The 22,953-nt window shown below is 70.2% G+C and carries 23 protein-coding genes; 13 read left to right on the top strand and 10 right to left on the bottom strand.

Annotation, left to right across the window (positions count from 1 at the left end):
• Positions 1–15 precede the first annotated feature (15 nt).
• The gene (locus GXN78_RS16320; RefSeq protein WP_106559032.1) at positions 16–2,757 is read left to right on the top strand and encodes a DUF4118 domain-containing protein; all 2,742 of its coding nucleotides are present in this window, start codon (positions 16–18) and stop codon (positions 2,755–2,757) included.
• A gap of 31 nt (positions 2,758–2,788) precedes the next feature.
• On the top strand, positions 2,789–3,481 hold the full coding sequence (gene kdpE / locus GXN78_RS16325; RefSeq protein WP_106559000.1) for a two-component system response regulator KdpE: 693 nt from the start codon (positions 2,789–2,791) through the stop codon (positions 3,479–3,481).
• Positions 3,482–3,490: 9 nt separating this feature from the next.
• Here the strand turns inward: kdpE and GXN78_RS16330 are convergent, their stop codons facing one another.
• Entirely contained in the window at positions 3,491–3,763 is a 273-nt protein-coding gene (locus GXN78_RS16330) for a DUF4242 domain-containing protein (RefSeq protein ID WP_106559001.1), read from the bottom strand.
• Between the two features lie 149 nt (positions 3,764–3,912).
• On the opposite strand from GXN78_RS16330, the gene GXN78_RS16335 reads away from it, so the two are divergent.
• From GXN78_RS16335 to GXN78_RS16370, 8 genes are all read left to right on the top strand, one after another.
• Entirely contained in the window at positions 3,913–4,680 is a 768-nt protein-coding gene (locus GXN78_RS16335; RefSeq protein WP_106559033.1) for a pseudouridine synthase, read from the top strand.
• A 72-nt stretch (positions 4,681–4,752) separates the two neighbouring features.
• A complete protein-coding gene (locus tag GXN78_RS16340) occupies positions 4,753–5,415 on the top strand; it encodes a response regulator transcription factor (RefSeq protein WP_106559002.1) in 663 nt (220 codons plus the stop codon).
• Positions 5,412–6,785 (top strand): ATP-binding protein, encoded by a 1,374-nt coding sequence (locus GXN78_RS16345; protein WP_239142735.1) that lies wholly within the window; start codon positions 5,412–5,414, stop codon positions 6,783–6,785. The genes GXN78_RS16340 and GXN78_RS16345 overlap by 4 nt, the downstream gene beginning before the upstream one ends.
• A 102-nt stretch (positions 6,786–6,887) precedes the next feature.
• Positions 6,888–7,205: a hypothetical protein gene (locus tag GXN78_RS16350; RefSeq protein WP_146163114.1), complete on the top strand. Its 318-nt coding sequence runs from the start codon at positions 6,888–6,890 to the stop codon at positions 7,203–7,205.
• Between the two features lie 46 nt (positions 7,206–7,251).
• Complete coding sequence (locus GXN78_RS16355; protein WP_106559004.1) at positions 7,252–7,500, top strand: hypothetical protein; 249 nt, start codon at positions 7,252–7,254, stop codon at positions 7,498–7,500.
• 146 nt (positions 7,501–7,646) lie between these two features.
• A complete protein-coding gene (locus GXN78_RS16360) occupies positions 7,647–8,021 on the top strand; it encodes a DUF4148 domain-containing protein (RefSeq protein ID WP_106559005.1) in 375 nt (124 codons plus the stop codon).
• Positions 8,022–8,142: 121 nt separating this feature from the next.
• Positions 8,143–9,177: an MBL fold metallo-hydrolase gene (locus GXN78_RS16365; RefSeq protein WP_106559035.1), complete on the top strand. Its 1,035-nt coding sequence runs from the start codon at positions 8,143–8,145 to the stop codon at positions 9,175–9,177.
• A 344-nt stretch (positions 9,178–9,521) separates the two neighbouring features.
• Positions 9,522–9,851, top strand: coding sequence for a hypothetical protein (locus GXN78_RS16370; RefSeq protein ID WP_106559007.1), 330 nt, complete (start codon positions 9,522–9,524; stop codon positions 9,849–9,851).
• Positions 9,852–9,861: 10 nt separating this feature from the next.
• Here GXN78_RS16370 and GXN78_RS16375 read toward each other — a convergent pair whose 3' ends face one another.
• From GXN78_RS16375 to GXN78_RS16400, 6 genes are all read right to left on the bottom strand, one after another.
• The gene (locus GXN78_RS16375) at positions 9,862–10,149 is read right to left on the bottom strand and encodes a hypothetical protein (protein ID WP_146163115.1); all 288 of its coding nucleotides are present in this window, start codon (positions 10,147–10,149) and stop codon (positions 9,862–9,864) included.
• 226 nt (positions 10,150–10,375) lie between these two features.
• Positions 10,376–12,487: a hypothetical protein gene (locus GXN78_RS16380; protein WP_106559009.1), complete on the bottom strand. Its 2,112-nt coding sequence runs from the start codon at positions 12,485–12,487 to the stop codon at positions 10,376–10,378.
• A complete protein-coding gene (locus GXN78_RS16385) occupies positions 12,484–13,311 on the bottom strand; it encodes a hypothetical protein (RefSeq protein WP_106559010.1) in 828 nt (275 codons plus the stop codon). The genes GXN78_RS16380 and GXN78_RS16385 overlap by 4 nt, the downstream gene beginning before the upstream one ends.
• Positions 13,308–13,781, bottom strand: coding sequence for a hypothetical protein (locus GXN78_RS16390; RefSeq protein ID WP_106559011.1), 474 nt, complete (start codon positions 13,779–13,781; stop codon positions 13,308–13,310). Before GXN78_RS16390 ends, GXN78_RS16385 begins: the two co-directional genes overlap by 4 nt.
• On the bottom strand, positions 13,778–14,404 hold the full coding sequence (locus GXN78_RS16395; RefSeq protein WP_106559012.1) for a hypothetical protein: 627 nt from the start codon (positions 14,402–14,404) through the stop codon (positions 13,778–13,780). Before GXN78_RS16395 ends, GXN78_RS16390 begins: the two co-directional genes overlap by 4 nt.
• 5 nt (positions 14,405–14,409) lie before the next feature.
• A complete protein-coding gene (locus GXN78_RS16400) occupies positions 14,410–15,051 on the bottom strand; it encodes a hypothetical protein (RefSeq protein WP_106559013.1) in 642 nt (213 codons plus the stop codon).
• Positions 15,052–15,331: 280 nt separating this feature from the next.
• Here GXN78_RS16400 and htpG point away from each other — a divergent pair, with 280 nt between their 5' ends.
• Genes htpG through GXN78_RS41255 form a run of 3 tightly spaced genes read left to right on the top strand, consistent with a single transcriptional unit; the run spans position 15,332 to position 18,986 of the window.
• Positions 15,332–17,377, top strand: a complete 2,046-nt coding sequence (gene htpG, locus GXN78_RS16405) for a molecular chaperone HtpG (protein WP_106559014.1) — start codon at positions 15,332–15,334, stop codon at positions 17,375–17,377.
• A gap of 55 nt (positions 17,378–17,432) precedes the next feature.
• Positions 17,433–18,689: a cytochrome P450 gene (locus GXN78_RS16410; RefSeq protein ID WP_106559015.1), complete on the top strand. Its 1,257-nt coding sequence runs from the start codon at positions 17,433–17,435 to the stop codon at positions 18,687–18,689.
• Positions 18,690–18,716: 27 nt separating this feature from the next.
• Positions 18,717–18,986, top strand: coding sequence for a type II toxin-antitoxin system ParD family antitoxin (locus GXN78_RS41255; RefSeq protein WP_106559016.1), 270 nt, complete (start codon positions 18,717–18,719; stop codon positions 18,984–18,986).
• A gap of 92 nt (positions 18,987–19,078) precedes the next feature.
• On the opposite strand, the gene GXN78_RS16420 is transcribed toward GXN78_RS41255, so the two are convergent.
• The 3 genes from GXN78_RS16420 to GXN78_RS16430 all read right to left on the bottom strand — a co-directional run bounded on the left by GXN78_RS16420 (position 19,079) and on the right by GXN78_RS16430 (position 22,946).
• Positions 19,079–20,569, bottom strand: coding sequence for a Fic family protein (locus tag GXN78_RS16420; RefSeq protein ID WP_106559017.1), 1,491 nt, complete (start codon positions 20,567–20,569; stop codon positions 19,079–19,081).
• Positions 20,570–20,830: 261 nt separating this feature from the next.
• Positions 20,831–21,955 carry a CoA transferase gene (locus tag GXN78_RS16425; RefSeq protein ID WP_106559018.1) on the bottom strand — a complete coding sequence of 375 codons (1,125 nt, stop codon included), beginning with the start codon at positions 21,953–21,955 and terminating at the stop codon, positions 20,831–20,833.
• 16 nt (positions 21,956–21,971) lie between these two features.
• The gene (locus GXN78_RS16430) at positions 21,972–22,946 is read right to left on the bottom strand and encodes a tripartite tricarboxylate transporter substrate binding protein (RefSeq protein WP_106559019.1); all 975 of its coding nucleotides are present in this window, start codon (positions 22,944–22,946) and stop codon (positions 21,972–21,974) included.
• Between the last annotated feature and the right edge of the window lie 7 nt (positions 22,947–22,953).

Genomic DNA, 22,953 nt, shown 5'->3' on the forward strand with positions numbered 1-22,953 from the left:
GACGTGCCCGCCTTCATGAACGACGCCGCCCGCCCCGACCCCGATGCGCTGCTGGCCGAACTGCGCGCGCAGGAAGCGCAGGCCCAGCGCGGCAAGCTGCGCATCTACTTCGGCGCGAGCGCGGGCGTCGGCAAGACCTGGGCCATGCTGAGCGCCGCGCAGCGCGAGCGCGCGGGTGGGCGAGACGTGGTCATCGGGGTGGTCGAGACGCATGGCCGCAGCGAGACCGCGGCACTGCTGGCGGGACTGGAGACGCTGGCGCTGCGCCAAGTGCCCTACCGCAGCCGCACGCTGGCCGAGTTCGATCTCGATGGCGCGCTGGCGCGCAAGCCCGTGGTGCTGCTGGTCGACGAGCTCGCGCATTCCAACGCGCCCGGCTCGCGCCATGCCAAGCGCTGGCAGGACGTGCAGGAGCTGCTGGCCGCGGGCATCGAGGTCTGGTCGGCGCTCAATGTCCAGCACCTGGAGAGCCTCAACGGCACGGTGGGCGCCATCACCGGCGTGCGCGTGCACGAGACCGTGCCCGACACCGTGCTCGACGAAGCCGACGAGGTGGTGCTGGTCGACGTCACGCCCGACGAGCTCACCGCGCGGCTCGCGGCCGGCAAGGTCTACCTGCCGCAGCAGGCCGAACGCGCGGCGCAGAACTTCTTCCGCAAGGGCAACCTCATCGCGCTGCGCGAGATCGCGCTGCGGCGCACCGCCGAGCACGTGGAAGACGACGTGCGCGGCTGGCGCATCGAGCAGTCCGGGCGCGGGGGCGAGGCGGGGCCGCCGGCCTGGAACACCTCCGGCGCGATCCTCGCCTGCGTGGGCCCGCACGAAGGCGCGGGCCAGACGGTGCGCACCGCGGCGCGGCTGGCGGGCCAGCTCAACGTCCGCTGGCATGCGGCCTACGTCGAGACACCGCGCCTGCAACGGCTGGAGGCGCCGCAGCGCGACCGCATCCTGGCGATGCTCCAGCTCGCGGAAGAGCTGGGCGCCGAGACCGCGGTGCTGACCGGCGAGAACGTGGCCGAGGCGCTCGCGGCCCAGGCCCAGCGCCTGAACTGCGCGACGCTGGTGGTGGGGCGGCCGGAGCCGGCGCAGGGCTGGCGAAGGGGGTGGCCGCAGCGGGTGCTGGCACGCGAGCTCGCGCGCCATGCAGAGGGCATCGACATCGTCGAGGCGGCGCGCGCCGACAGCTCGCGCCGCCTGGCCCCGCCGCGGCCGGGCCGGCGCGGCACCTCCGACGTCGAGGACAGCGACCGCCCGCACGCGCGCTGGCCCGGCTATGCTTGGGCCGCGGCCAGCTGCGTCGCCGTCACGCTGCTGGCCACGCCGCTGGCGGGCAGGCTGGAGCTCGCCAACATCGTGATGCTGTTCCTGCTCGGCGTGGTCGGCGTGGCGATGCGCTTCGGCCGCGGGCCGGCCGCCTTCGCGGCGCTGCTCAACGTCGCGGCCTTCGACTTCTTCTTCGTCTCGCCGCGCCTGTCCTTCGCGGTCAGCGACGTGCAGTATCTGGTGACTTTCGCGGTGATGCTGGGCGTGGGCCTGCTGGTCGGCCAGCTCACCGCGGGGCTGCGTTTCGCCGCCGGCGTCTCGACCAGCCGCGAGCGGCGCGCGCAGTCGTTGTTCGAGCTCACTCGCGAGCTCTCGGCGGCGCTCGAGACCTCGCAGGTTGTGCAGCTGGGCGCGGACGCGGTGCAGGGCCATTTCGGCGGGCGCGCGCTGGTGCTGGTGACCGATGCGAACGACCGGCTGGCGACCCCCGCCGAGCCGCCGCCCGGTTTCGATCCCAGCGTCGCAGACTGGACCTTCCGCCAGGGCCAGCCGGCCGGCCTGGCCACCGCCACGCTGGCGGCGCAGCCCTGGCACTACGTGCCGCTGAAGGCGCCGATGCGCGTGCGCGGCGTGCTCGCGCTGGAGCCGGCCCAGCCGCGCTGGCTGATGATCCCGGAGCAGGCGCAGCAGCTCGACACGCTGGCGCGGCAGATCGCGATCGCGCTGGAGCGGGTGCACTACGTCGACGTGGCGCAGCAGGCGGTGGTCGAGATGGAGTCGGAGCGCCTGCGCAACGCCTTGCTGGGCGCGATCTCCCACGACGTGCGCACGCCGCTGACGGCGCTGATCGCGCTGGCCGAATCGCTGCAGGCGCCGCCCGGCGTGGGCGGGGTCGACCGGCCGGCAGTGGCACGCGCCATCGTCGTGCAGGCGCACCAGCTGCACGCGCTGGTCAACAACCTGCTGGACATGGCGCGGCTCGAAAGCGGCATCGCCGGCGGCGCGGTCCAGCTGCGGCGCGAATGGCAGTCGGTCGAGGAGGTGGTGGGCGCGGCGATCCGCGCGGCGAGGCCCGCGCTCGGCGAGATGATGGTACGGACCGAGCTGCCGCCCGATCTGCCGCTGGTCGAGTTCGATGCCGTGCTGATCGAGCGCGTGCTGGTCAACCTGCTGGAGAACGCCGGCAAGTACGGCGCCGCGCCGGTCGTGGTCAGTGCGCGCACCACCGAGCGCTCGCTGCTCCTCGGCGTGCGCGACCACGGGCCCGGGCTGCCGGCGGCGCTCAAGGGCCGCGAGCAGACCCTGTTCGACAAGTTCACGCGCGGCCAGGCCGAGTCGGCCACGCCCGGCGTGGGCCTGGGGCTGGCGATCTGCAAGGCGGTGGTCGGCGCGCACGGCGGCGAGATCGCGGCCGCCAATGCGGTGGACGGCGGGGCCGAGTTCACGGTGACGCTGCCTCGGCGGGAGGCCCCGTCCGCCGAGGAGACGGTGTGAAAATTCGTTCCCGTTCCTGATTCCCTGAGCCATGCCCAGCCCCACCGCCATCGTGATCGAAGACGAGCCCCAGATCCGGCGCTTCGTGCGCGGTGCGCTGGAGGCCGAGGGCTGGCTGGTGCACGAGGCCGGGACGCTGCGCGACGGGCTGGCGGCGGCCGGCACGCGACAACCCGACCTGGTGGTGCTGGACCTGGGCCTGCCCGACGGCGATGGCGTGGCGCTGATCCGCGACGTGAGGGGCTGGTCGGGCGTGCCCATCATCGTGCTCTCGGCGCGCACCGACGAGGCCGACAAGATCGCGGCGCTCGACGCCGGCGCCGACGACTACCTCACCAAGCCCTTCGGCACCGGCGAGCTGCTGGCCCGCGTGCGCGCCAACCTGCGCCGGCCGCGCACCGCCAACGGCGGCGAGGAGGCCGAGCCGGTGTTCCGCTTCGGCGAGGTCGAGGTCGATCGCCTGGCCCGCCTGGTGCGGCGCGCCGGCACCGAGGTGCACCTGACGCCCACCGAGTACCGGCTGCTTTCGGTGCTGGTCGCCAATGCCGGCCGCGTGCTCACGCAGCGCCAGCTGCTGCGCGAGGTGTGGGGCCCCTCGCATGCCGAGCAGAGCCACTACCTGCGCATCTACATGGGGCACCTGCGCCAGAAGCTGGAAGCCGATCCGGCGCAGCCGCGGCACCTGCTGACCGAGACCGCGGTGGGCTACCGGCTGGTGCCCTGAGGCCCCGGCTCACTCCGCCGTCGTCGGGCTGATGATGGCGCGCACCTGTGCCACGCTGTCGGCCGGGAAGCCGCCGCGCTTCGCGTGCTCGCGGATCATCTCGTCATTGGGCGCGACATAGACGCAGTAGATCTTGTCGTCGGTGACGAAGCTCTCGACCCAGTTGATCTCCGGCCCGAGTTCGTGCAGGACGCCGTTGGACTTGATGGACAGGGCCTTGAGGTCGCGCTCCGACAGCTTTCCGGCGCCCGGGAGCGTGCGTTCGATGACATAGCGTGGCATGGTGTGTCTCCGATGAAGGGTGGCGAACGGGGGTCGTCCCAGTATGGTCGCCGGCGGGTCGAAATGCGATGTGCCATCCGGCCTGTGCCTTCGGCAGCGGCTCTGTCGAATGGCGGACAATGGCGCGCCGCCTGCCCAGCCTCCGCCCCATGTCCGACAGCCCCGAACCGACCCGACTCAACAAGCGCATGGCCGAGCTCGGCATGTGCTCGCGCCGCGAGGCCGACGCCTGGATTGCGCACGGCTGGGTCAAGGTCAACGGCCGCGTCGCGGAGATGGGGCTCAAGGTCGGCCCTGCCGACCGCATCGAGGTCGATCGCAAGGCACAGGACCACCAGCAGCAACAGGTCACCATCCTGCTGCACAAGCCCATGGGCTATGTCAGCGGGCAGGCCGAGGACGGTCATGAGCCGGCCGTGGTGCTGATCAACCCGCGCACGCACTGGCGCGAGGACCCGAGCCGCCTGCGCTTCTCGCCGCCCCAGCTGCGCGGCCTGGCGCCGGCCGGCCGGCTGGACATCGACTCGGTGGGCCTCCTGGTGCTCACGCAGGACGGCCGCGTCGCGCGCCAGCTGATCGGCGAGGACTCGGGCATGGAGAAGGAATACCTGGTGCGCGTGAGCTACGGCGAGGTGGCGCAGAACCCGCAGGCCACCTTCCCGCGCGAGCAGCTGCAGCGCCTGCGCCATGGCCTGAGCCTGGACGGCCAGCCGCTCAAGCCGGCGCTGGTCGACTGGCAGAACCCCGAGCAGCTGCGCTTCGTGCTGACCGAGGGCAAGAAGCGCCAGATCCGCCGCATGTGCGAGCAGGTCGGGCTCAAGGTGGTGGGCTTGAAGCGCATCCGCATCGGGCGCGTGGTGCTGGGGCACCTGCCCGTGGGGCTGTGGCGCTATCTGGGGCCGCACGAGCGCTTCTAGCGGATCATCGGGCCTCATGACACGCTAAGAATCCGCGTGTAGCCTTCATTGCTTCGCGAAAAAGGAGGCGCCGTGCGCACGCTGCTGGTGGAAGACGACGAGATGATCGGGAGCAGCCTGCGGCATGCGCTCGAAGGCGCCGGCTGGTCGGTCGACTGGGTGCGCGACGGCGCGCTGGCGCAGAGCGCCTTCGCCGACGGCGGCTACACCTGCGTGCTGCTCGACCTCGGCCTGCCCAAGCAGGACGGCACCGAGGTGCTGCGCCGGGCGCGCGAGCGCGGCGACACCACGCCCGTGGTGGTGCTCACCGCGCGCGACGGCCTGGAGGACCGCATCCAGGGCCTGGACCTCGGCGCCGACGACTATCTGCTCAAGCCCTTCGAATTCCGCGAGCTGCTGGCGCGCATGCGCGCCGTGATCCGCCGCCGCGACGGCGCTGCGCACTCGGTGATCGGCGGCGCGGGCCTGCAGCTGGACCTGACCACGCGCGAAGTGCTGCGCAACGGCACGCGCGAGGCCCTCACGGCGCGCGAGTTCGCGCTGCTGCACGCGCTGCTGGAGCGGCCCGGCGCCATCCTGTCGCGCGAGCAGCTGGAGAACCGCATCTACGGCTGGGGCGAGGAGGTCACCAGCAACGCTGTGGACGTGCTGATCCACGGCATGCGGCGCAAGCTCGGGCCCGATGCGATTCGCAACGTGCGCGGGCTCGGATGGCGGGTGGCGGCGGCAGCATGAAGAAGATGAATCCGCGCCCCTGGTACATGCCCTGCTCGCTGCGGGCCAAGCTGCTGCTGTGGCTGGTCTCGCTGCACCTGATCGCGGCCGGCGTCACGGGCTGGGCCTCCTATATGAGCTACGGGCGCATGGTCCACACCTTCATGGACGACCAGATGCAGCTCCTGGCCAACTCTTACGCGGCCAACGACAGCACGCCGGCACTGCTGCCGCTGGCGGACCAGAGCGTCTTCAAGTGGGGTTCCTTCATCGTCCAGATCTGGAGCCCCGACGGCCGGCTGCTGGCCAGTTCCTGGCCCAAGCTCGCGGTGCCCTTGCAGGCCGAACCTGGCCTGCGCAACGTGCGCACCGGCGCCGGCAGCGACGAGGACTGGCGCGTCTACACCGCCGAGGCCGGCCCGCGCGCCAACCAGCCGCGCGTGCAGATCGCGCAGAGCGGCAGCTTCATGCGCCACGAGGTCGCCCACCGCGCCCTGTTCGCGGCGCTGCCGATCGCGCTCCTGCTGCCGGTCTCGCTGGCGGTGCTGTGGCTGGTGGTGTGGCTCAGCTCCTACTCGCTGCACGCGGTGGCGCGCGAGGTGGCGGCGCAGGACGAGCGCAGCCTCTCGGAGCTCTCGCTGACGCGCGTGCCGGACGAGATCGCGCCGCTGGTGAGCTCCTTCAACAGCCTGCTGGCGCGCCTGCGCGACGCCTTCGCCGCACAGCGCCGCTTCGTGCAGGACGCGGCGCACGAGTTGCGCACGCCGGTCGCCGCCATCGGGCTGCAGCTGGAGAACCTGCGTGCGCATGTCCCGCCCGGCGATGCCGCCGAGCGCTTCGCGCAGCTCGAGGCCGGCGTCACCCGCGCCCAGCACCTGATCGAGCAGCTGCTGCGCCTGTCGCGCCAGGAGAGCGCCGCGCCGGCGGCGAGCGCCGAGCCGGTCGACGTGGCCGCGCTGCTGCGCGAGAGCCTGGGCCAGCTGATGGTGGTGGCGGACCGGCGCCACATCGACGTCGGCTTCGACGGCACGGTGACGCCGGTGGTCAGCGCCCCCGCGGCCGAGCTGCGCAGCGTGTTCGACAACCTGATCGACAACGCCCTGCGCCACGCGCCCGAGGGCGGCGTGGTCGACGTGCGCCTGCACGAGGTGCAGGGCCAGCCGGTGGTGGACGTGGTCGACAACGGGCCGGGCATCCCGCCGGAGTTCATGACGCGCGTCTTCGACCGCTTCTTCCGCGTGCCCGGCACCTCGGCCGGCGGCAGCGGCCTGGGCCTGGCGATCGCGCGCACCGCGGCCTTGCGCCACGGCCTGCGCATCGCGCTCAGCAACCGCAGCGAGCAGGAGGAGGGCGGCACCGGGCTGATCGCCCGGGTCTACCTGCCGGCCTGATGAAGGTGCAAAACGAGCCTGCCGTGGGGGCGCAGGCGAAAGTAGTAAAAAAGTGAAGAAGTTTACTTGTTACTTTGTGTTTAACTAGGCACAATGTATTACATGCAACATCACTCCGACCCCCAAGCCCAGTGGTCGTCCAACGGCCTCCTCCGCCTGCTGCGCGCCACGCTGCCGCCCCCGGGCGGACGGCGAGCGCGGGCCCAGCAGCCCGCGCTGGATCTGCCGCCGAAGCGCCTCGACAGCGAGCAGCTGTCGGCGCTCGCGCAGAAGTGGCGCCGCCGCCTGGAGGAGGGCGACCAGGGCGCGGAGTCCGTGGCGATGGCGCTGGAGCAGCTGGCCGAGCGCCGCGCCGGCGAAAAGCGCTCGCGGATGCAGGCGGTCGGCCGCCGGCTCTCGGAGCTGATGCAGCTGAGCTGAATCGTTGGCAATCTCCGCCCCCGGCGGATTTCGGCAAACCAAGACCATGAAGACCCAAACCGAAGCAATTTACGAAGGCTACGACGTGGATCTCTCCGGCCCCGGCCGCCCGCTGGGCGCGCGTGGCCACTACCCCAAGTACGAGGTGATCCCGCTGCTGACGGACATGGAGGCGGAGCTGCTCAACACGCTGGGCCTGATCCGCCAGCTGCTGGTCGAAGGCGCGCCCACGCCCGAGGCGCGACGCGGCGTTGTCCACGCCATCGACGGCCTGCTGACTGTCGCCCGCGCCTGAATTCGAGGCGCCCTCCGAGGGGCTAAGACTCGGCTAAGTTTTCCCTAACGATCGGCTCAGTGTGGCTGCCTAGAGTGCATCCCAGGTCAGCCGAGACGCATGTCGCACCCGGCGCGAGACCTGCCAGTCACCCGGAGTTCACCGCCATGCAAGCCTCCCTGAAGTTCCTCGCCATCACCACCCTGAGCGCCCTCGCGGGCCTGGCCTCGGTGGCCGCCCAGGCCGAAAACTACGACGGCGTGCTCACGCACGCCGCGGCCCTGAGCCGCACCGACGTGGATGCGGAAGCCGTCCGTACCGCCTCTGCCCCCAACCAGAACGTGGTGCGCGGCTCGCGCGGCGCGGAGCCCTTCAAGGCGGTCGCCGATTCGAAGGCCGTGGCGCAGGAAGCCATGCGCGCGGCCGCGGCGCCGGACCAGAACGTGTCCTCCGGCTCGCGCGTGAACAGCAAGGTCATCTCGACGATGCCGCATCCCATGGATGTGCGCACCTCCAACGCCAACGGCGGCAGCCGGCTCTGATCCGCCGCCGGCCCGGCGCGGGTCCAAACCCCGCCGGGCCGGCAAGCCGCCCGTGCCTTCGTCCCGTTTTCCCCGCGCGCCCCGTGCTGCGGCCGCGCTGCTCCTCACCCTCATCGCCACCATGACCACGCTTGGACTGAGCGCCTGCGGCAATGCCGCCCGCCATGCCGATTCGCCGCAGTTCCGCGACGGCGGCTTCCGCAATCCCGTGACGCCGAAGACGGTCGGCTGGCGCGAGGCGCCCCGCGTCGTCTGGCGCATGCTGTCCGACAAGCCGGCCGAGGCCACGCCCGCCGCGCCGCTGCCGGTGGCCCGCCTCACGCGCGAGCAACTGCTGGCCGCGCCCGACCGGACCGTGGTGCGCCTCGGCCACTCGACGGTGCTGATGAAGCTCAAGGGGGCCTTCTGGCTGACCGACCCGGTGTTCTCCGAGCGCGCCTCGCCGGTGCAATGGGCCGGGCCGAAGCGCTTTCACGCGCCGCCGATCGCGATCGACGAGCTGCCGCCGATCCAGGGCGTGCTGCTCTCGCACGACCACTACGACCACCTCGCCAAGGCCGCGATCGCCCAACTGGCCGGCCGGGTCGGGCATTTCGTGGCGCCGCTGGGCGTGGGCGACCTGCTGGTCGAATGGGGCGTGGACCCGGCCAAGGTGCGGCAGTTGGACTGGTGGCAGTCCACCACGGTGGAGGGCGTTCGCTTCGTCGCCACGCCGGCGCAGCATTTCTCGGGCCGCGGCCTGTTCAGCGACAACCCCACGCTGTGGGCCTCGTGGGTGGTCCAGGCGGACGACTTCAAGCTCTTCTTCAGCGGCGACACCGGCTACTTCGACGGCTTCAAGGCCATCGGCGAGAAGTACGGGCCCTTCGACCTCACGATGATCGAGTGCGGCGCCTACGACCGCCAGTGGTCCGGCGTGCACATGCAGCCCGAGGAAACGCTGCAGGCCCACCTGGACCTGCGCGGCAAGCGCCTGATGCCGGTACACAACGGCACCTTCGACCTGGCGATGCACGACTGGCACGACCCGCTGACGCGCATCGCCGCGCTGGCCTCGGCGCGCGAGGTGCCGGTGGTGACGCCGCGCATCGGCGAGCCGGTCGACATGAACGCGCCGCCGCTTGCCGCGATGGCCTGGTGGCCTGTGGCCGATTGAGGAGGAACGCAGATGTCGCAAGCGGCTTGGGATCGAAGCACCATCGGCGGCGCCGGACCCGGCGCCGCCCACCGCCGCATGCTCGGCGCGGCAACCGTCGCGCTGGCCGCGGGTTTCGTCAGCGGCGCCATGGTGGCGCAACCCCAAGCGGCTGCGCCGGCATCGGCGGCGTGCCGGGCAGGGGACGCATGGCATGCATGGCACGACTCCGAGAGATCGCCGCCTTCGCGCGGCGCTGAGGTCAGGCTGCCCTAAGTCGGGCTTCCTAGAGTGGCGCGAGCGGCTTCTGCCGTGGCGCATGTCGCGTCTGCGGCGAGATCCCGCCCTTTGTCGCGGAGACAACCATGCCTGCATCCACCCGCTTCCTGCCGCTCTTCGCCGCCATCGCGTTCGCCGCGCTCGGCGCCCAGGCGCAGGAGACCACCGACGGCTCCGACTACCACCCGCTCATGATGAATTCGCCGGTCAACCCCGACGTGCAGGCCGGCGCCATGGCGGCTGCGCGCCCGGCCGGCACCGAGTCCATCGGCCAGTCGACCAGCGCGCCGGCGATGACCTCCAAGGTGTCCGACACCGATGTCTATGCGGGCGCGGTCGCCGCCTCGCATGCGAGCGGCACCGAACTGCCGGGGCAGACCACGGCGCCGATGCCGCCCTCGGGCAACACCCACTGAGCGGCGCTCGCTAGAGCCCGTGCACCACGTAGAGCGCCGAGGGCGCCGCGGGCACTTTCAGCGTGCTCTCGCCGACCTGGCTGAAGCGGAACTCGCGGCCGTTCAGCACCACCGAGCGCTGGTTGGTCCAGACGCGGTACTCGTAGCCGCCCGCCATGGGCGTGACCTGCAGCACCCGGAACACCGGTGGCACGATGACCGTGAAGTTCAGCCGGGCCGTCGCGCTGTTGGCGCCCACCCGCGTTTCCGCCATGCAGGCCAGCGGCAGCAGGAGCATCGCGGACAGGGCGCTTTTCATGCAGACACCCCTGGAAAACACGCTGGCGGACATACGGCACCCGGCAAATGAAGATCGCCGTGCGCCCCTTTGACGCCCGACTTCCGGATATCGGCAGCAAGAGGGAAATGTTGAAGCCCGTTCCCGGTCGAGCCGGCGATGTATCCGAAAGTAAATACGAGGAAGGCGCCGTCCGCAATCGGCCAAAAGGGCGACTTTTGAGAAAAGCCGCGCCGTGGCCTGGGCCTCAGCGGTCCTTCTGAACGGGGAAATCGGCCCGGGCGGTGTCGCGCACGTAGACCTCGACCCGCCGCGAGGGCGCGCCGGCGCTGGTCCAGGGCAGGGGCAGGTTGTCCTGGATCAGCTCGATCTCATGGCCGCCCGCCGCCACCGACGGGAAGCTGTAGAAACCCTGGGCGTCGGTGCGCGCGACGTAGCGGCGATCCAACACCACCGTCACGTTGGCCACGCCGCCCTCGCTGGCTTCGCGCCGGCCGTTGTAGTCCTGGTCGAAGAACAAATGGCCCTCGAGCCGGCCCGCGCCGCTGCCCGGCATGCCGCCGATGGGCGCGCTGGCCAGGCCGCTGCGGCTCTCGTAGCGCAGCGCCACCATGAAGCTGCGGTTCGAGGGCGTGACCAGCACCGGCGCCTGCGTGGCCGCGGTGAGCGCCGAGACCACCGCCGGGTTGAGCGACTCCTGCCCGCGCGCCGCGGTGTACTGGGCGATGAAGGACCAGCCCAGCCCCAGCGGCCAGCTCAGGCGCGCGTTGGCGCTCAGGAAGCGCGCGCTGTTGTCGCCTGTGCCGTTGCTGCCGCGCACGCTCAGGTCCAGGCGGGCGCCGGCGGGCAGCGGCGTGGTGCCGAGCACGCCCCAGTACACCGTGCGCCGCTCGACCCCTTGCTCGCGCGAGTGCTCCAGGGCCAGCGAGGTCGACAGCGACTGCGTCTCGCCCACGCTCCAGGCATGGTCGACCCCGCTGCGCAGCACGCGCAGGTCGGTGCCGTGGGCGAGGTCGGTGCGCCACTGCGTGTAGCCCCAGTCGGACTTGTGCTCCCAGGTGAGCTGCGCCGACTGCGCGGCGAAGCTGCCGCTGCGCGCGGCGAGGGTGCCGGAGATCGCGTCGCGCGAGTCGAAGCGCCAGCGGCCGAAGAGGTTGCCGAAGACCGAGCTGCGCCGCAGCCCGCTGACGCTGTCGCTGAACTCGATGTTGGTGCCCAGCTGCCACTGGCGCGTCGAGATGTCGCCGCGCCACGAAGCGCCGCGCAGGTCGTTCGGCAGCGTGTCGCCGCCCCAGCGCAGCGAGGGCTCGAAATAGAACACCGAGGCGGCCTGCTGCATCAGCTCGCTGCGCCAGGCGGCGTCGACCCAGGCGCCGGTGGCCGAATCGCGCGGTGCCAGCGACCCGGCCTCCGAGGGCCGGCCCTCGCTGCGTGCCAGGTTGGCCTGGATGCGCATGCCGCCCACCTTGTCGGCCAGGCCGCCGAAGCCGCTGCCCAGTGTGTCGGCCCAGGGCGCCAGGCCCTGCCAGGCCACGGCGGTCCAGACCGAGCGCGTGTTCTGTGCATAGCCGGGCACGCCGTTGAGGTTGAAGTCGCGCGTCTCGACCATCTGCACCGCCGCGTCCACCCGGTTCGGCGCCAGCGCGCCCTCAGGGCCGGCCAGCTGCGTCTGCGCGCCCATGCCGGCGGCGGTGCCGCGCCCGGTCGTGAAGCCCTGGAAGTTGAGGCCGTCGAAGTAGCCCAGCCGCCCGGCCGAGGCATTGACGCTGGTGCGGCCCGGCTGCTCCAGCGTGGCGGCCACGCCCTCGATCGGCAGGCTGGGCAGGTAGACCCGGCCGACGCCGCGCGCCAGCGGCGTGCTCGCCATGTTGATGTTGCCCGCGCTGTTGTTGCCGAACCAGCCGCCGTTGAAGGGCATGCCGCGCTGGTCGATGCGCCAGGTGCTGCCGGTGCTGTAGCTGTAGGGCACCACCGTGGTGGGCGTGCCGGTGCTGCCGATGAGGCCGAGGCCGGTGACCGGGGCGCTGTCGCGGTTCAGGTTGAGGTTGGCCGAGAAGGTGCCGTAATCGGGCGTGTCCAGGTGCCCGGAGAACAGCAGCGACTGGCTGGTCTGGCGCACCACGCCGCTCTGCCGGGTCGATTGGCCCTCCACGCTCCAGCCGCGCGGCCAACCGCTGTCGCGCGCGACCGGCTCGTCGGCCTCCGCGGCTTGTGGGCTCTCGTCGAGCAAGCGGTCGACGTACTCGGCGGCCGCCGGCGCCGCGGCAGGCGGCGCGGCTTGCGCCCACGCGCCCGCGCCGGCCAGGGTGGAACCCGCCCAGCACAGTCCGAGGGCGTGACGCGCGAACCCTCGTCTCACGGAGCGAATCGCTGCTCGACGGCCATCGATCCCTTGCGGCCCCACTCCAGCTTGCCGCTGACGCTGAGGGGGTAGCGGATCGCGACGGCGGTCTCGGTGTCGCCGGGCTTCGTCGCCACCAGCGCGATCTCGCGCGTCTCGCCCGCCATGATGGGCGTGGTGGCGGCCTGCACTTCCAGCGCGGTGCCGTCGGCGTCCTTGCCGCCGAGGAAGCCGGCCAGCCGGCCGTGCGCGTTGCCGGTGTTGCGGACCTTGAGCACGGGCGTGGGACGGCCGTCGATGGTCTTGACGGCGGTGCCGGCCAGTTCCAGCACCGGCGCCACGTCCCCCACGGCCACGTACACGATGACGCCGATGCGCGCACCCAGCGCGATCGGCATGCCCGGCGCGGCCGCCGGCTGCTGGCCTTCGATCATCACGGCGAAGCGGCATTCCACCGCCGGCGTGTCGGCCGGTGGCGCGACCTCGAAGCGGAAGCGGTAGGGGCGCCCGGGCGTGATGCTGAGCTCGCGCCGTTCGATCGCCACCCAGGGCCGGCAGCTGCCGGGCAGCAGCTCGTCGCTGAAGTCGACCGAGCCATCCGGGCGCAGCGTCCAGTCAGCGGTCTTGAGCTTGTAGGCGCCGGCGCGCACATCGCTGTGCGTCAGCTCGAGCACCTCGCGCACCCGCTCGGCGGGCTTGGCGGAGAGTTCGAAGCGCGGCGGCGAGACCGCCAGCGAGAACTGGGCCTGGGCCGGAAGGACGGCCGCCGCCGAGGCAGCGAGGAGGGTGGCGAGGCGGAAGGCGGCGCGGCGGCGGCGCAGGAACTCGGCAAGGCGCGTCAAGGCGTGACCTCGATCTCGAAGAAGAATTGCAGGGATTGCGCGCGCTCCACGGTCCGGCCGTCGGCCATCAGGTCGAGCACGATGCTTTCCTGCAGGAAGGGTTCGCGCACCACGCCCTCGAACACCAGGGTGCGGCCGCCGCCGCGCACCGAGCCGGGCAGCAGCCGGCCCTGGGTGCGCCAGGTGGCGACCATCTGTTCGCCCTCGGTCGGCGCCAAGCCCATGTAGAGGCGCGCCGGGCGGTTGAGCCAGGGCGAGAGGTTGAGCCGCAGTGCCACGTTGACCCGGCCTTCGACCGTGTGGTCCCCGGCGCGGCCCGGCACCAGCTGGCGCCAGCGCATCGGTGTCGTCGGCTGGCTCAGGTAGGTGCCGGTGTCGTCGACGCGGTAGGTCGCGGCGGCGGCCGGGGCCGCAATTGCGAGCGCGATCAGCGCGATGGCCACGGCGCGGGAAAGACGGCGCGCCTTCATGGCGTGGTGAGCGTGAAGGTCGCGCGTCCGGTGAAGGTGCCGGCGGGAACCAGTTGGGTGTTGAGGTAGCGGAAGGCCAGGCAGCTCTCGAACCAGGTGTTGCGCGTGACCGAGAGCAGGGTCTGCGCGCCGCCGGTGAAGGCGCCGCTCGGGATGGTCGGCGTGGTGTCGCTGTTGCCGGAGGAAGTCCAGGCGATGCTGCTGAACGCGAGAGTGTCGCCGTTGGCGTTGGTCAGGCTGGCCGGCGTGCTTACGCTCAGCGTGGCGGCGGCGCCGGAACTGCCCGGCACCCGGTAGAAGCCGCCCACGTACACCTGCCCGGTGGTGGCCGGCGTCGTGCAGAACGCGAAGCCGTCCCAGGGGCTGGCCGTCACGGTGCTGTTGGTGGTCATGGCCTGCGCGGTGCCGGAGCCGAGCTGCGCGCTGGGCACTGTGACCGAAGCCGTGTTGACGGTGCTGTTGTTGCCCGGCGTCGCGTTGTTGCTGAAGTTGCCGCCCGTCATCGTCCCCGCGCCCACCTGCAGGAACAGCGCCCGCGTGCCGGCGGTGATGCCGACCGTGTAGCCGTGCGCCGCGGGCAGGCCGGCGACGCCCAGCACCAGCGCGAGACCCAGGGGGCGCATCAGGATCAGGGTGCGGTGGCGGTGTAGGTCACGGTCCCGTTGTTGGCCACCGTGTTGCCGTAGGTGCCAGCCGGCAGCGTTGCCGTATTGGCATACGCGAAGGTCCAGCTGCCTTCCCGGCGAACCAGCCCGCCGGAGGCCGCCAGGGTGGTGGGCGTCGCCGAGGCGCCGCCGGCGGCCGCGGTGTTGAAGGCCGGGTGGACAATGGCGGCATTGGTGAACCCGGTGGTGGCCGTCGCCAGGGCGCCGGCCGTCACCACGATGTCGCTCCATGGCACGGTGGGGTTGCCGGCGGTGCCGCTGCTCAGCGGGCCGGTGACCGTGTTGCCCAGGGAGACGGTGCCGCTGTTGCCGAGCACGCGCACCGTGACGCCGCCGCCGGCCAGGTCGCCGCCGGTGCCTGCCACCGCCGTGCCGTTGCCGACGTTGCCTGCCGGCACGGCGAAGGTGATGTCGTTCACCGTGGTGTTGTTGGCGTTGCTCGTACCCGTACCGACCTGCAGGAACAGCACCTTGGGGATGGTGATGACGAAATCGAGCTTCGCGCTGGCCGACAGGGCGCCGGTACCGGTGACGAAGTTCGATTCGGCCTGGGCCGCCAGCGGGGCGATGGCGGCGAGGGCTGTGACCAGAAGAAGCTTTTTCATGTTGGCGTCCTTTTTGTAGGCGGTTGGTATTCAGCGATGGCTGAAATGTAGGCGACGGACTACAAGCTTTTGTAGGACTTAGTTCTCAAACGCCTGTCAAATGAGTACTTCCGTTAAAAAGTAACGATGTATTTCATTTGCAAGCGTCGCGCGGTTGCGACGTTCGAACGGATCGCGCGCTGGACGACGCGTTCAAGCTCGCCGTGGCTCCCGCGGGCGCGCTCTTGTAAAGTTCTCGATTCGCCCAAGGCGGCGCCTTTCACCTGTTCCTTACCGAGCCATGACGCTTTCCAAGACCAAACTCCCCTTCCAGGCCGAAGTCGCGCAACTGCTTCACCTGGTCACGCATTCGCTCTACTCCAATAAGGAAATCTTCCTGCGCGAGCTGATCTCGAACGCCTCCGACGCCTGCGACAAGCTGCGTTTCGAGGCCATCGACCAGCCGGCGCTCTACGAGGACCAGCCCACGCTGGAGGTGCGCGTGTCCTTCGACCCGGCCGCCAAGACCCTCACCATCGCCGACAACGGCATCGGCCTGTCGCAGCAGGAAGCCATCGACAACCTGGGCACTATCGCCAAGAGCGGCACCAAAGAGTTCATGAGCAAGCTCTCGGGCGACCAGAAGGTCGACGCCCAGCTGATCGGCCAGTTCGGCGTGGGCTTCTATTCGGGCTTCATCGTGGCCGACAAGATCACCGTCGAGTCGCGCCGCGCCGGCCTGCCGGCGGAAGAAGGCGTGCGCTGGGTCAGCGCCGGCGCCGGCGACTTCGAGGTCGACACCATCACCCGGCCGCAGCGCGGCACCAGCGTCACGCTGCACCTGCGCGACGACGCCGAGGAATACCTGAACCTCTGGAAGCTCAAGTCCATCATCTCCAAGTACTCCGACCACATCTCCCTGCCCATCCTGATGGAGAAGGAGGAGTGGAAGGAAGGCGAAGACAACAAGGGCGGCCAGATGGTCAAGACCGGCGAGTGGGAGCCGGTCAACCAGGCCAACGCGCTGTGGAGCCGGCCCAAGAAGGACATCACCGACGAGCAGTACGCGGAGTTCTACAAAAACATCAGCCACGACTTCGAGGCGCCGCTGGCCTGGAGCCACAACCGCGTGGAGGGCAACACCGAATACACCCAGCTGCTCTACATCCCGGCCAAGGCGCCGATGGACCTGTGGAACCGCGACAAGAGCGCGGGCGTCAAGCTCTACGTCAAGCGCGTTTTCATCATGGACGACGCCGAGGCGCTGCTGCCGACCTACCTGCGCTTCGTCAAGGGCGTGATCGACTCGGCCGACCTGCCGCTCAACGTGAGCCGCGAGCTGCTGCAGGAAAGCCGCGACGTGAAGGCGATCCGCGAGGGCAGCACCAAGCGCGTGCTCGGCATGCTCGAAGACCTGGCGAAGAAGCAGCGCAAGACCACCACCAGCAGCGGCGATGACGGCAAGCTCGACATCGGCTCCGGCGAATCGGTGCCCGCGCCCAACCCGGCCGATGGCGTGACCGATGTGGTCGACAAGAACGCCGACACCACCTTGGCCGCCGAGGCCGCGGCCGAGTACGGCGACGAATCGGGCAAGTACGCCAAGTTCTATGCCGAGTTCGGCGCCGTGCTGAAGGAAGGCCTGGGCGAGGACTTCGGCAACCGCGAGCGCATCGCCAAGCTGCTGCGCTTCGCCTCCAGCACCAGCGACACGGTGAGCGTCAGCTTCGCCGACTACAAGGCGCGCATGAAGGAAGGCCAGGAGGCGATCTACTACATCACCGCCGAGACCCAGGCCGCCGCCCGGAACAGCCCGCAGCTCGAGATCTTCGGGAAGAAGGGCATCGAGGTGCTGCTGATGACCGACCGCGTCGACGAGTGGGCGCTCAACTACCTGACCGAGTTCGACGGCACGCCCTTGCAGAGCGTGGCCAAGGGCGCGGTCGACCTGGGCAAGCTGCAGGACGAGGCCGAGAAGAAGGCGGCCGAGGAAGCGGCCGAGTCCTTCAAGCCCATGCTGGAGCGGCTCAAGGAAGCCCTCAAGGACAAGGCCGAGGACGTGCGCGTCACCACCCGACTGGTCGATTCCCCGGCCTGCCTGGTGGTGCAGGACGGCGGCATGAGCACCCAGCTCGCGCGCATGCTCAAGCAGGCCGGCCAGCCGGCGCCGGAAGTCAAGCCGGTGCTGGAGGTGAATGCCGAGCACCCGCTGGTGAAAAAGCTGGAGGGCTCGCCGCACTTCGAGGACCTGGCGAACATCCTGTTCGACCAGGCCTTGCTCGCCGAGGGCGGCCTGCCGGCCGACCCTGCCGCCTATGTGCGGCGCGTGAACGCACTGCTGGTCTAGGCGGGGACCCGAGGCCGCGCCGCCGGCCGGCCCGAATCCCGCACGGGGGCGATTCATGAACGCCGAGCCTTGTGTCGTCGATCTCTCGGGCTTCGATCTGCGAAGTCCCGGCACGGCCTTCTACGAGAACCCCTACCCCTGGTATGCGGCGCTGCGCGACGCGACGCCGGTGCGCCGCATGCCCGACGGCTCGCTGCTGCTCACGCGCCATGCCGATTGCGTGGCGGTCTACAAGGACACGCACGCCTTCAGCTCCGACAAGCGCGCCGAGTACGCGCCCAAGTACGGCGTCGGCAGCCCGCTCTACGAGCACCACACCACCAGCCTGGTGTTCAACGACCCGCCGCTGCACACGCGCGTGCGCGGGCTGATCGCCGGGGCGCTCACGGCCCGCGCCATCGAATCGATGGAGGACGGGCTCACGCACCTCGTCGCGGGCCTGCTCGACCGCATGGAAGAGCGGCAGCACGCCGGCGGCGAGGTGGACCTGATCGAGGACTTCGCCGCCGCCATCCCGGTGGAGGTCATCGGCAACCTGCTGGGTGTGCCGCGCGAGGAGCGCGGGCCGCTGCGCCACTGGTCGCTGGCCATCCTCGGCGCGCTGGAGCCGCAGCCCAGCGCGGCGCAGCTGGAAGCCGGCAATCGCGCGGTGACGGAGATGGTGGCCTACCTGCGCGGGCTGGTGCTGGAGCGCCGCCGGCACCCGGGCGACCCGGCGCACGACGTGCTGACGCGGCTGATCCAGGGCGAGGAAGACGGCGGCGACCGGCTGACCGAGAACGAGCTCTACCAGAACTGCATCTTCATCCTCAACGCCGGGCACGAGACCACCACCAACCTGATCGGCAACGGCCTCGTCGCGCTGCTCGAATGGCCTGAAGAAAAGCAGCGGCTGCTCGACGACCCTTCGCTCATCCGTGGCGCGATCGAGGAGTTCCTGCGCTTCGAAAGCTCCAACCAATTGGGCAATCGCATTGCCACCGTGGCGACAAGCGTGGGCGGCATCGAGGTGCAGCCCGGCACGCGGATCACGCTGTGCATCGGCGCGGCCAATCGCGACCCGGCGGTGTTTGCAGAGCCGGACCGGCTGGACATCACGCGCTCGCCCAACCGCCACCTGGCCTTCGGCTCCGGCACGCACCAGTGCGTGGGCATGAACCTCGCGCGGCTGGAAGCGCGCGTGGCCATCGCCGCCTTTCTTGCGCGCTTTCCGGACTACCGGCTGTGCGGGCCGACGGTGCGCGGCGGGCGCGTGCGCTTTCGTGGGTACCTGCGGGTGCCGCTGAGTCTGGGGCTGCCGATCGAGTCTTGAGTCCGTTCTGTTGTCCGGAGGCTGACCATGCGAACAACGCAACAACTGAGCATCACGCTACCCAACGAATTAGCCGACGTGGTGAAGGCTAAGGTGCGGACGGGGAAATGCGCCACCGAAAGCGAGGTCACCCGTGACGGCCCGCGCGTACTTCTGGCGCGTGATCGAGCCGTCGAGAGTTGGCTACACAGCCAGGCAGGTCCAGCCTACGATGCATTGAAGGCCGATCCTTCCCGAGCTGTCCCCGCTGACAGAGTGCGCGCCCGCCTTGCTGCCGAGCACGCCAAGGCGCGATGAACTAGCCTCCTGGCATACGTTGGCAACCGTGACTCAGGCGTACAGCACGGCAATTGGCTCATTCCATGACCGCGCCCCGGGGGTCCAACTGCTCAGGTGAGTAGTTCGCCCCCGCCCTCGGGCCACAAAAGCCGGTGCTTGACCAGTGATCTTTCGAAGGCATTGCACCGCCTCATCAAATCGATGGTCGCATCAAGATCCCCGTAGCTGAACGCTGCAGTCCATCGCTGGATGTTCGTCATCGCATCGAGGTAGGGCTCGGTCCGCGCCGCGCGCGTCAGCTCCCGCAGGCAGTCGAGGTACTGCTCGCGATAGAGGGTCGGGACGATGATCCGCAGCTCGCCCGCCGCGCTCAGCTCCGAGTTCATCACCAGGCGCGCCAGGCGGCCGTTGCCATCGTTGAAGGGGTGCACCTCGGAGACGATGAACATCGCCAGGAGCGCCCGCGGAAGGCCCGCGTCGACATCGTGAAGAAGCAGGCCGGCTTCGCGCAAGGTGCCCACCACCAGCCTGGGTTCGACGAAGGTGGTGTTGCCCGCCACGTTTCGCACGGTCTTGAATTCGCCCGGCAGAACCTCGGGCCGCGCGGCCATCATCAACGCGTGGCGCTCGCGCAAGGTCTCGTCGAACGCTCTGATGTCGGTGATGCCGCGTGCGCGCCAGGCGGGGCCTCGCGCTTGCTCGAAGACGCCCTGGATGTCGTGCGAATCCTTCGGACGGAGCTCGCTGATCCTGCCTTCGAGCGCGATCGCGCGAGCCTCGCCGATCTCGAACTCGGTCCCCTCGATGAAGTTGCTGAAGTACGACTCGAGGAAGGCGAAATGGGTGCTGGCCGGTGGAGCGCCCGCCACGTCTGTGATGCGCGGCAACTCCTCCACTTTGAGAGCCTGAACGAGCTTGTGGAACAGATCCATGCGCGGCGCGTCGTAGCCCCTGGCACGGCCCGCACCTAATGTCGTGGCCATCTTTCGATCGGGTCGCGTGCCGAGAATCGCACCCATCAGGCGATCCAATTCGTCCAGGCGTGTCTTGGGTGTCTTCAGCAGCGCGCCCACGACCTTCACGCGATCGCGCAAGGCCAGGAAGGCCGGCTCGCCCCGCGCGTCGCAGATCGAGATGAGGCGCTCCTCGAGTTCCTCTGCGCTGATGTTCCGGGGATATGCCGGATCGTTGCCGCGAGGCGGCGGCGCCATGGCATCGAGCAGCATGCGCTCCCGGCTCGGAAAGTAGAGCTGGCGTCCCTGGATCTTCGTGTCGCCGTCGACGGGGCCGGCACCCACTGACAGCGAGACTTTGAGTCCGGGGAGTTCAACGACTCGTCGATAGCCGGCGGCCAGGTAGATGGTGTTGCCGACCATGCCGTCGAAGGCACTGCGGAACGCCACGACAGCGTCCGGGAAGAGCGCGGCGAGGACCCTGGCCTTCTCACGCTTGAAGAGCGCCGGCCATTCCGGCTCCGGCAGCGGGGTGGCGATACCAGCCCGCACGCGGTGCAGTTCGCCCGCCACGACCCGACGCTGCACGGCGCGCTGCTCCGCGGGGCTCAGTTCGGCGTTGAGGTAGAGGACGTCGTCTTGTCGCATTTTTTGGGCTCGGTTCAGAATCGTGAGCCCGTTTGTCGTAAATATTAGCCTTTGTTTTGATATTTGTCGCGTTTTTTAACGTATTTCGGGAGTCAGGCGGCTGATCGGATCTGCTGGCATGAAAACCACTAGCGCCAAAATTTCCGACATGGACGATGTTCTGATCAAAAATTCACGACAGGAATCGCGGTCCGCGCCCGGCTGAGTCCAAAAAACCCGACAGGAGAGCATGGGGCGACGCTGACCGCGCCGCGCGTCTCCCTATCCCTCCAGGAACCGCTCCCCCGGCGTCAGCGGCGCATGACGGTAGCTCGCCGGCGTGCGGCTCAGCTTGATCGGCGACGCAATCCCGCGGTAGCCGCCTTCGAGCTCCACCACCATCCCGCGATGCGCCGTGTGCGGATGCTGGAGCGCCGCATCCACCGGCAGCACCGGCGCGGCAGGCACGCCGGCGGCCATCAGCGTTTCGACCAGCGTGCGGCCGTCGAAGCCTGCGAGCGCGGCTTCCAATTGCTGCTTGAGCCCTTCACGATTCACCGAGCGCGAGCGGGCGTCGCGGTACAGCGGATAGTCCGCCAGCCCGGGCAGGCCGATGCAGCCGCAGAAGCTCGCGAACTGCCGGTCGTTGCCCACCGCGACGAAGACCGGATCGGTGCCGGTCGCCAGCGCGTCGTAGGGGTAGATGTTGGGATGCGCATTGCCCGTGCGCTTCGGCGTCGCGCCGTCGAGGAACCAGTTGGCCGCATGCGGATGCAGCAGCGAGAGCCCGCTGTCGTAGAGCGCTGCCTCGACGAACTGGCCGCGGCCGCTCTTCGCGCGTTCCTGCAGCGCCAGCAGCACCCCGAGGGTGGCGTTGAGTCCGGTCACCATGTCCACCACCGGCAGGCCGACGCGCAGCGGGCCGCCCTCGGCTTCGCCGTTGATGCTCATGATCCCGGTCATGGCCTGCACCGCGGCGTCGTAGCCCGGCAGCGCACCCAGCGGGCCGTCGGCGCCGAAGCCCGAGACGCGGCACCACACGAGGCGCGGGAAGCGCTGCGACAGCGTCTCGTAGCCGATGCCCCAGCGCTCCATGGTGCCGGTCTTGAAGTTCTCGATCAGCACGTCGGCCTCGGGCAGCAGCGCCATCAGCGTTGCGCGGCCTTCCTCCGAGCCCAGGTCCAGGTGCTGCACGCGCTTGTTGCGGTTGAGGCCGCGGTAGTAGGAAGACACGCCGTCGCGGAAGGGCGGGCCCCAGGTGCGCGTGTCGTCGCCCTGCGGCGGCTCGATCTTGAGCACGTCGGCGCCGTGGTCGCCGAGCACCTGGCCGCAGTAGGGGCCGCCCAGCACGCGGGACAGGTCGAGCACGCGGATGCCGGAGAGCGCGCCGGTGGTGGTGTTGTTCATGCGAGGACTCCCGTGCTCAGTCGAGCTGCGCGCCGGATTGCCGGACCACCGTGGCCCACATCTGCATCTGCGCCGGGATGAACTTCGCGAGCTGCTCGGGCGTGGTGGCCGGCGGCGGCTCCAGGCCCTGGGCGGCGAACTGCTGCTTCACCTTGGGCGAGGCCAGCACCTCGGCGAAGGCGCGGTTGAGCTTCTGGACCCGATCCGCCGGCGTGCCGGCCGGCGCCACGATGCCAAAGAACACGCTGACGTCGTAGCCCTTCAGGCCTTGCTCGGCGATGGTCGGCACCTCGGGCAGTGCCTGCGAGCGCGCCGCGCTGGCCATGCCGAGCGCCCGCAGCTTGCCGGCCTTGACGTAGGGCAGGGCGGTGAGCACGTCGGTGAAGCTCATGCCGACCTGGCCGCCCAGCAGGTCGTTGAGCGCAGGCCCCGTGCCCTTGTACGGAATGTGCTGGAGGTCGATGCCCGCCATCGAGTTGAAGAGCACGCCCGCGAGGTGCGAGGAGGCGCCGTTGCCCGAGGAGGCGTAGCTCAGCTTGCCGGGGTTGGCCTTGGCGTAGGCGATGAGCTCCTTCACGTCCTTGGCCGGCACGGAGGGGTGCACCACCAGGATGTTGGGCAGATGGCCGACCTGGATCACCGGCGCGAAGCTCTTGACCGGGTCGTAGCCGATCTTGCGGTAAAGGCTGGCGTTGATCGCGAGCGGCCCGGAGGTGCCGAACAGCAGGGTCTGGCCGTCGGCCGGCGCGCGCGCCACGAACTCGGCGCCGATGTTGCCGCCGGCGCCGGCGCGGTTCTCCACGATCATGGGCTGGCCGAGGCGGTCCTTCATCTCGGCGGCCAGCGTGCGCGCCATCGCGTCGGTGGGGCCGCCGGGCGGGAAGGGCACGACCAGCATGACGGGCTTGTCGGGGAAGTCGGCCGCGTGGGCCGCGGGCAGCAGCGGCAGGGCCGCGGCGCAGGCGAGGAGGAGGGTGGCGAGTCGTCGCATGAGCTTG

Source organism: Variovorax sp. WS11 (assembly GCF_010499245.1).
Lineage (GTDB): Bacteria > Pseudomonadota > Gammaproteobacteria > Burkholderiales > Burkholderiaceae_C > Variovorax.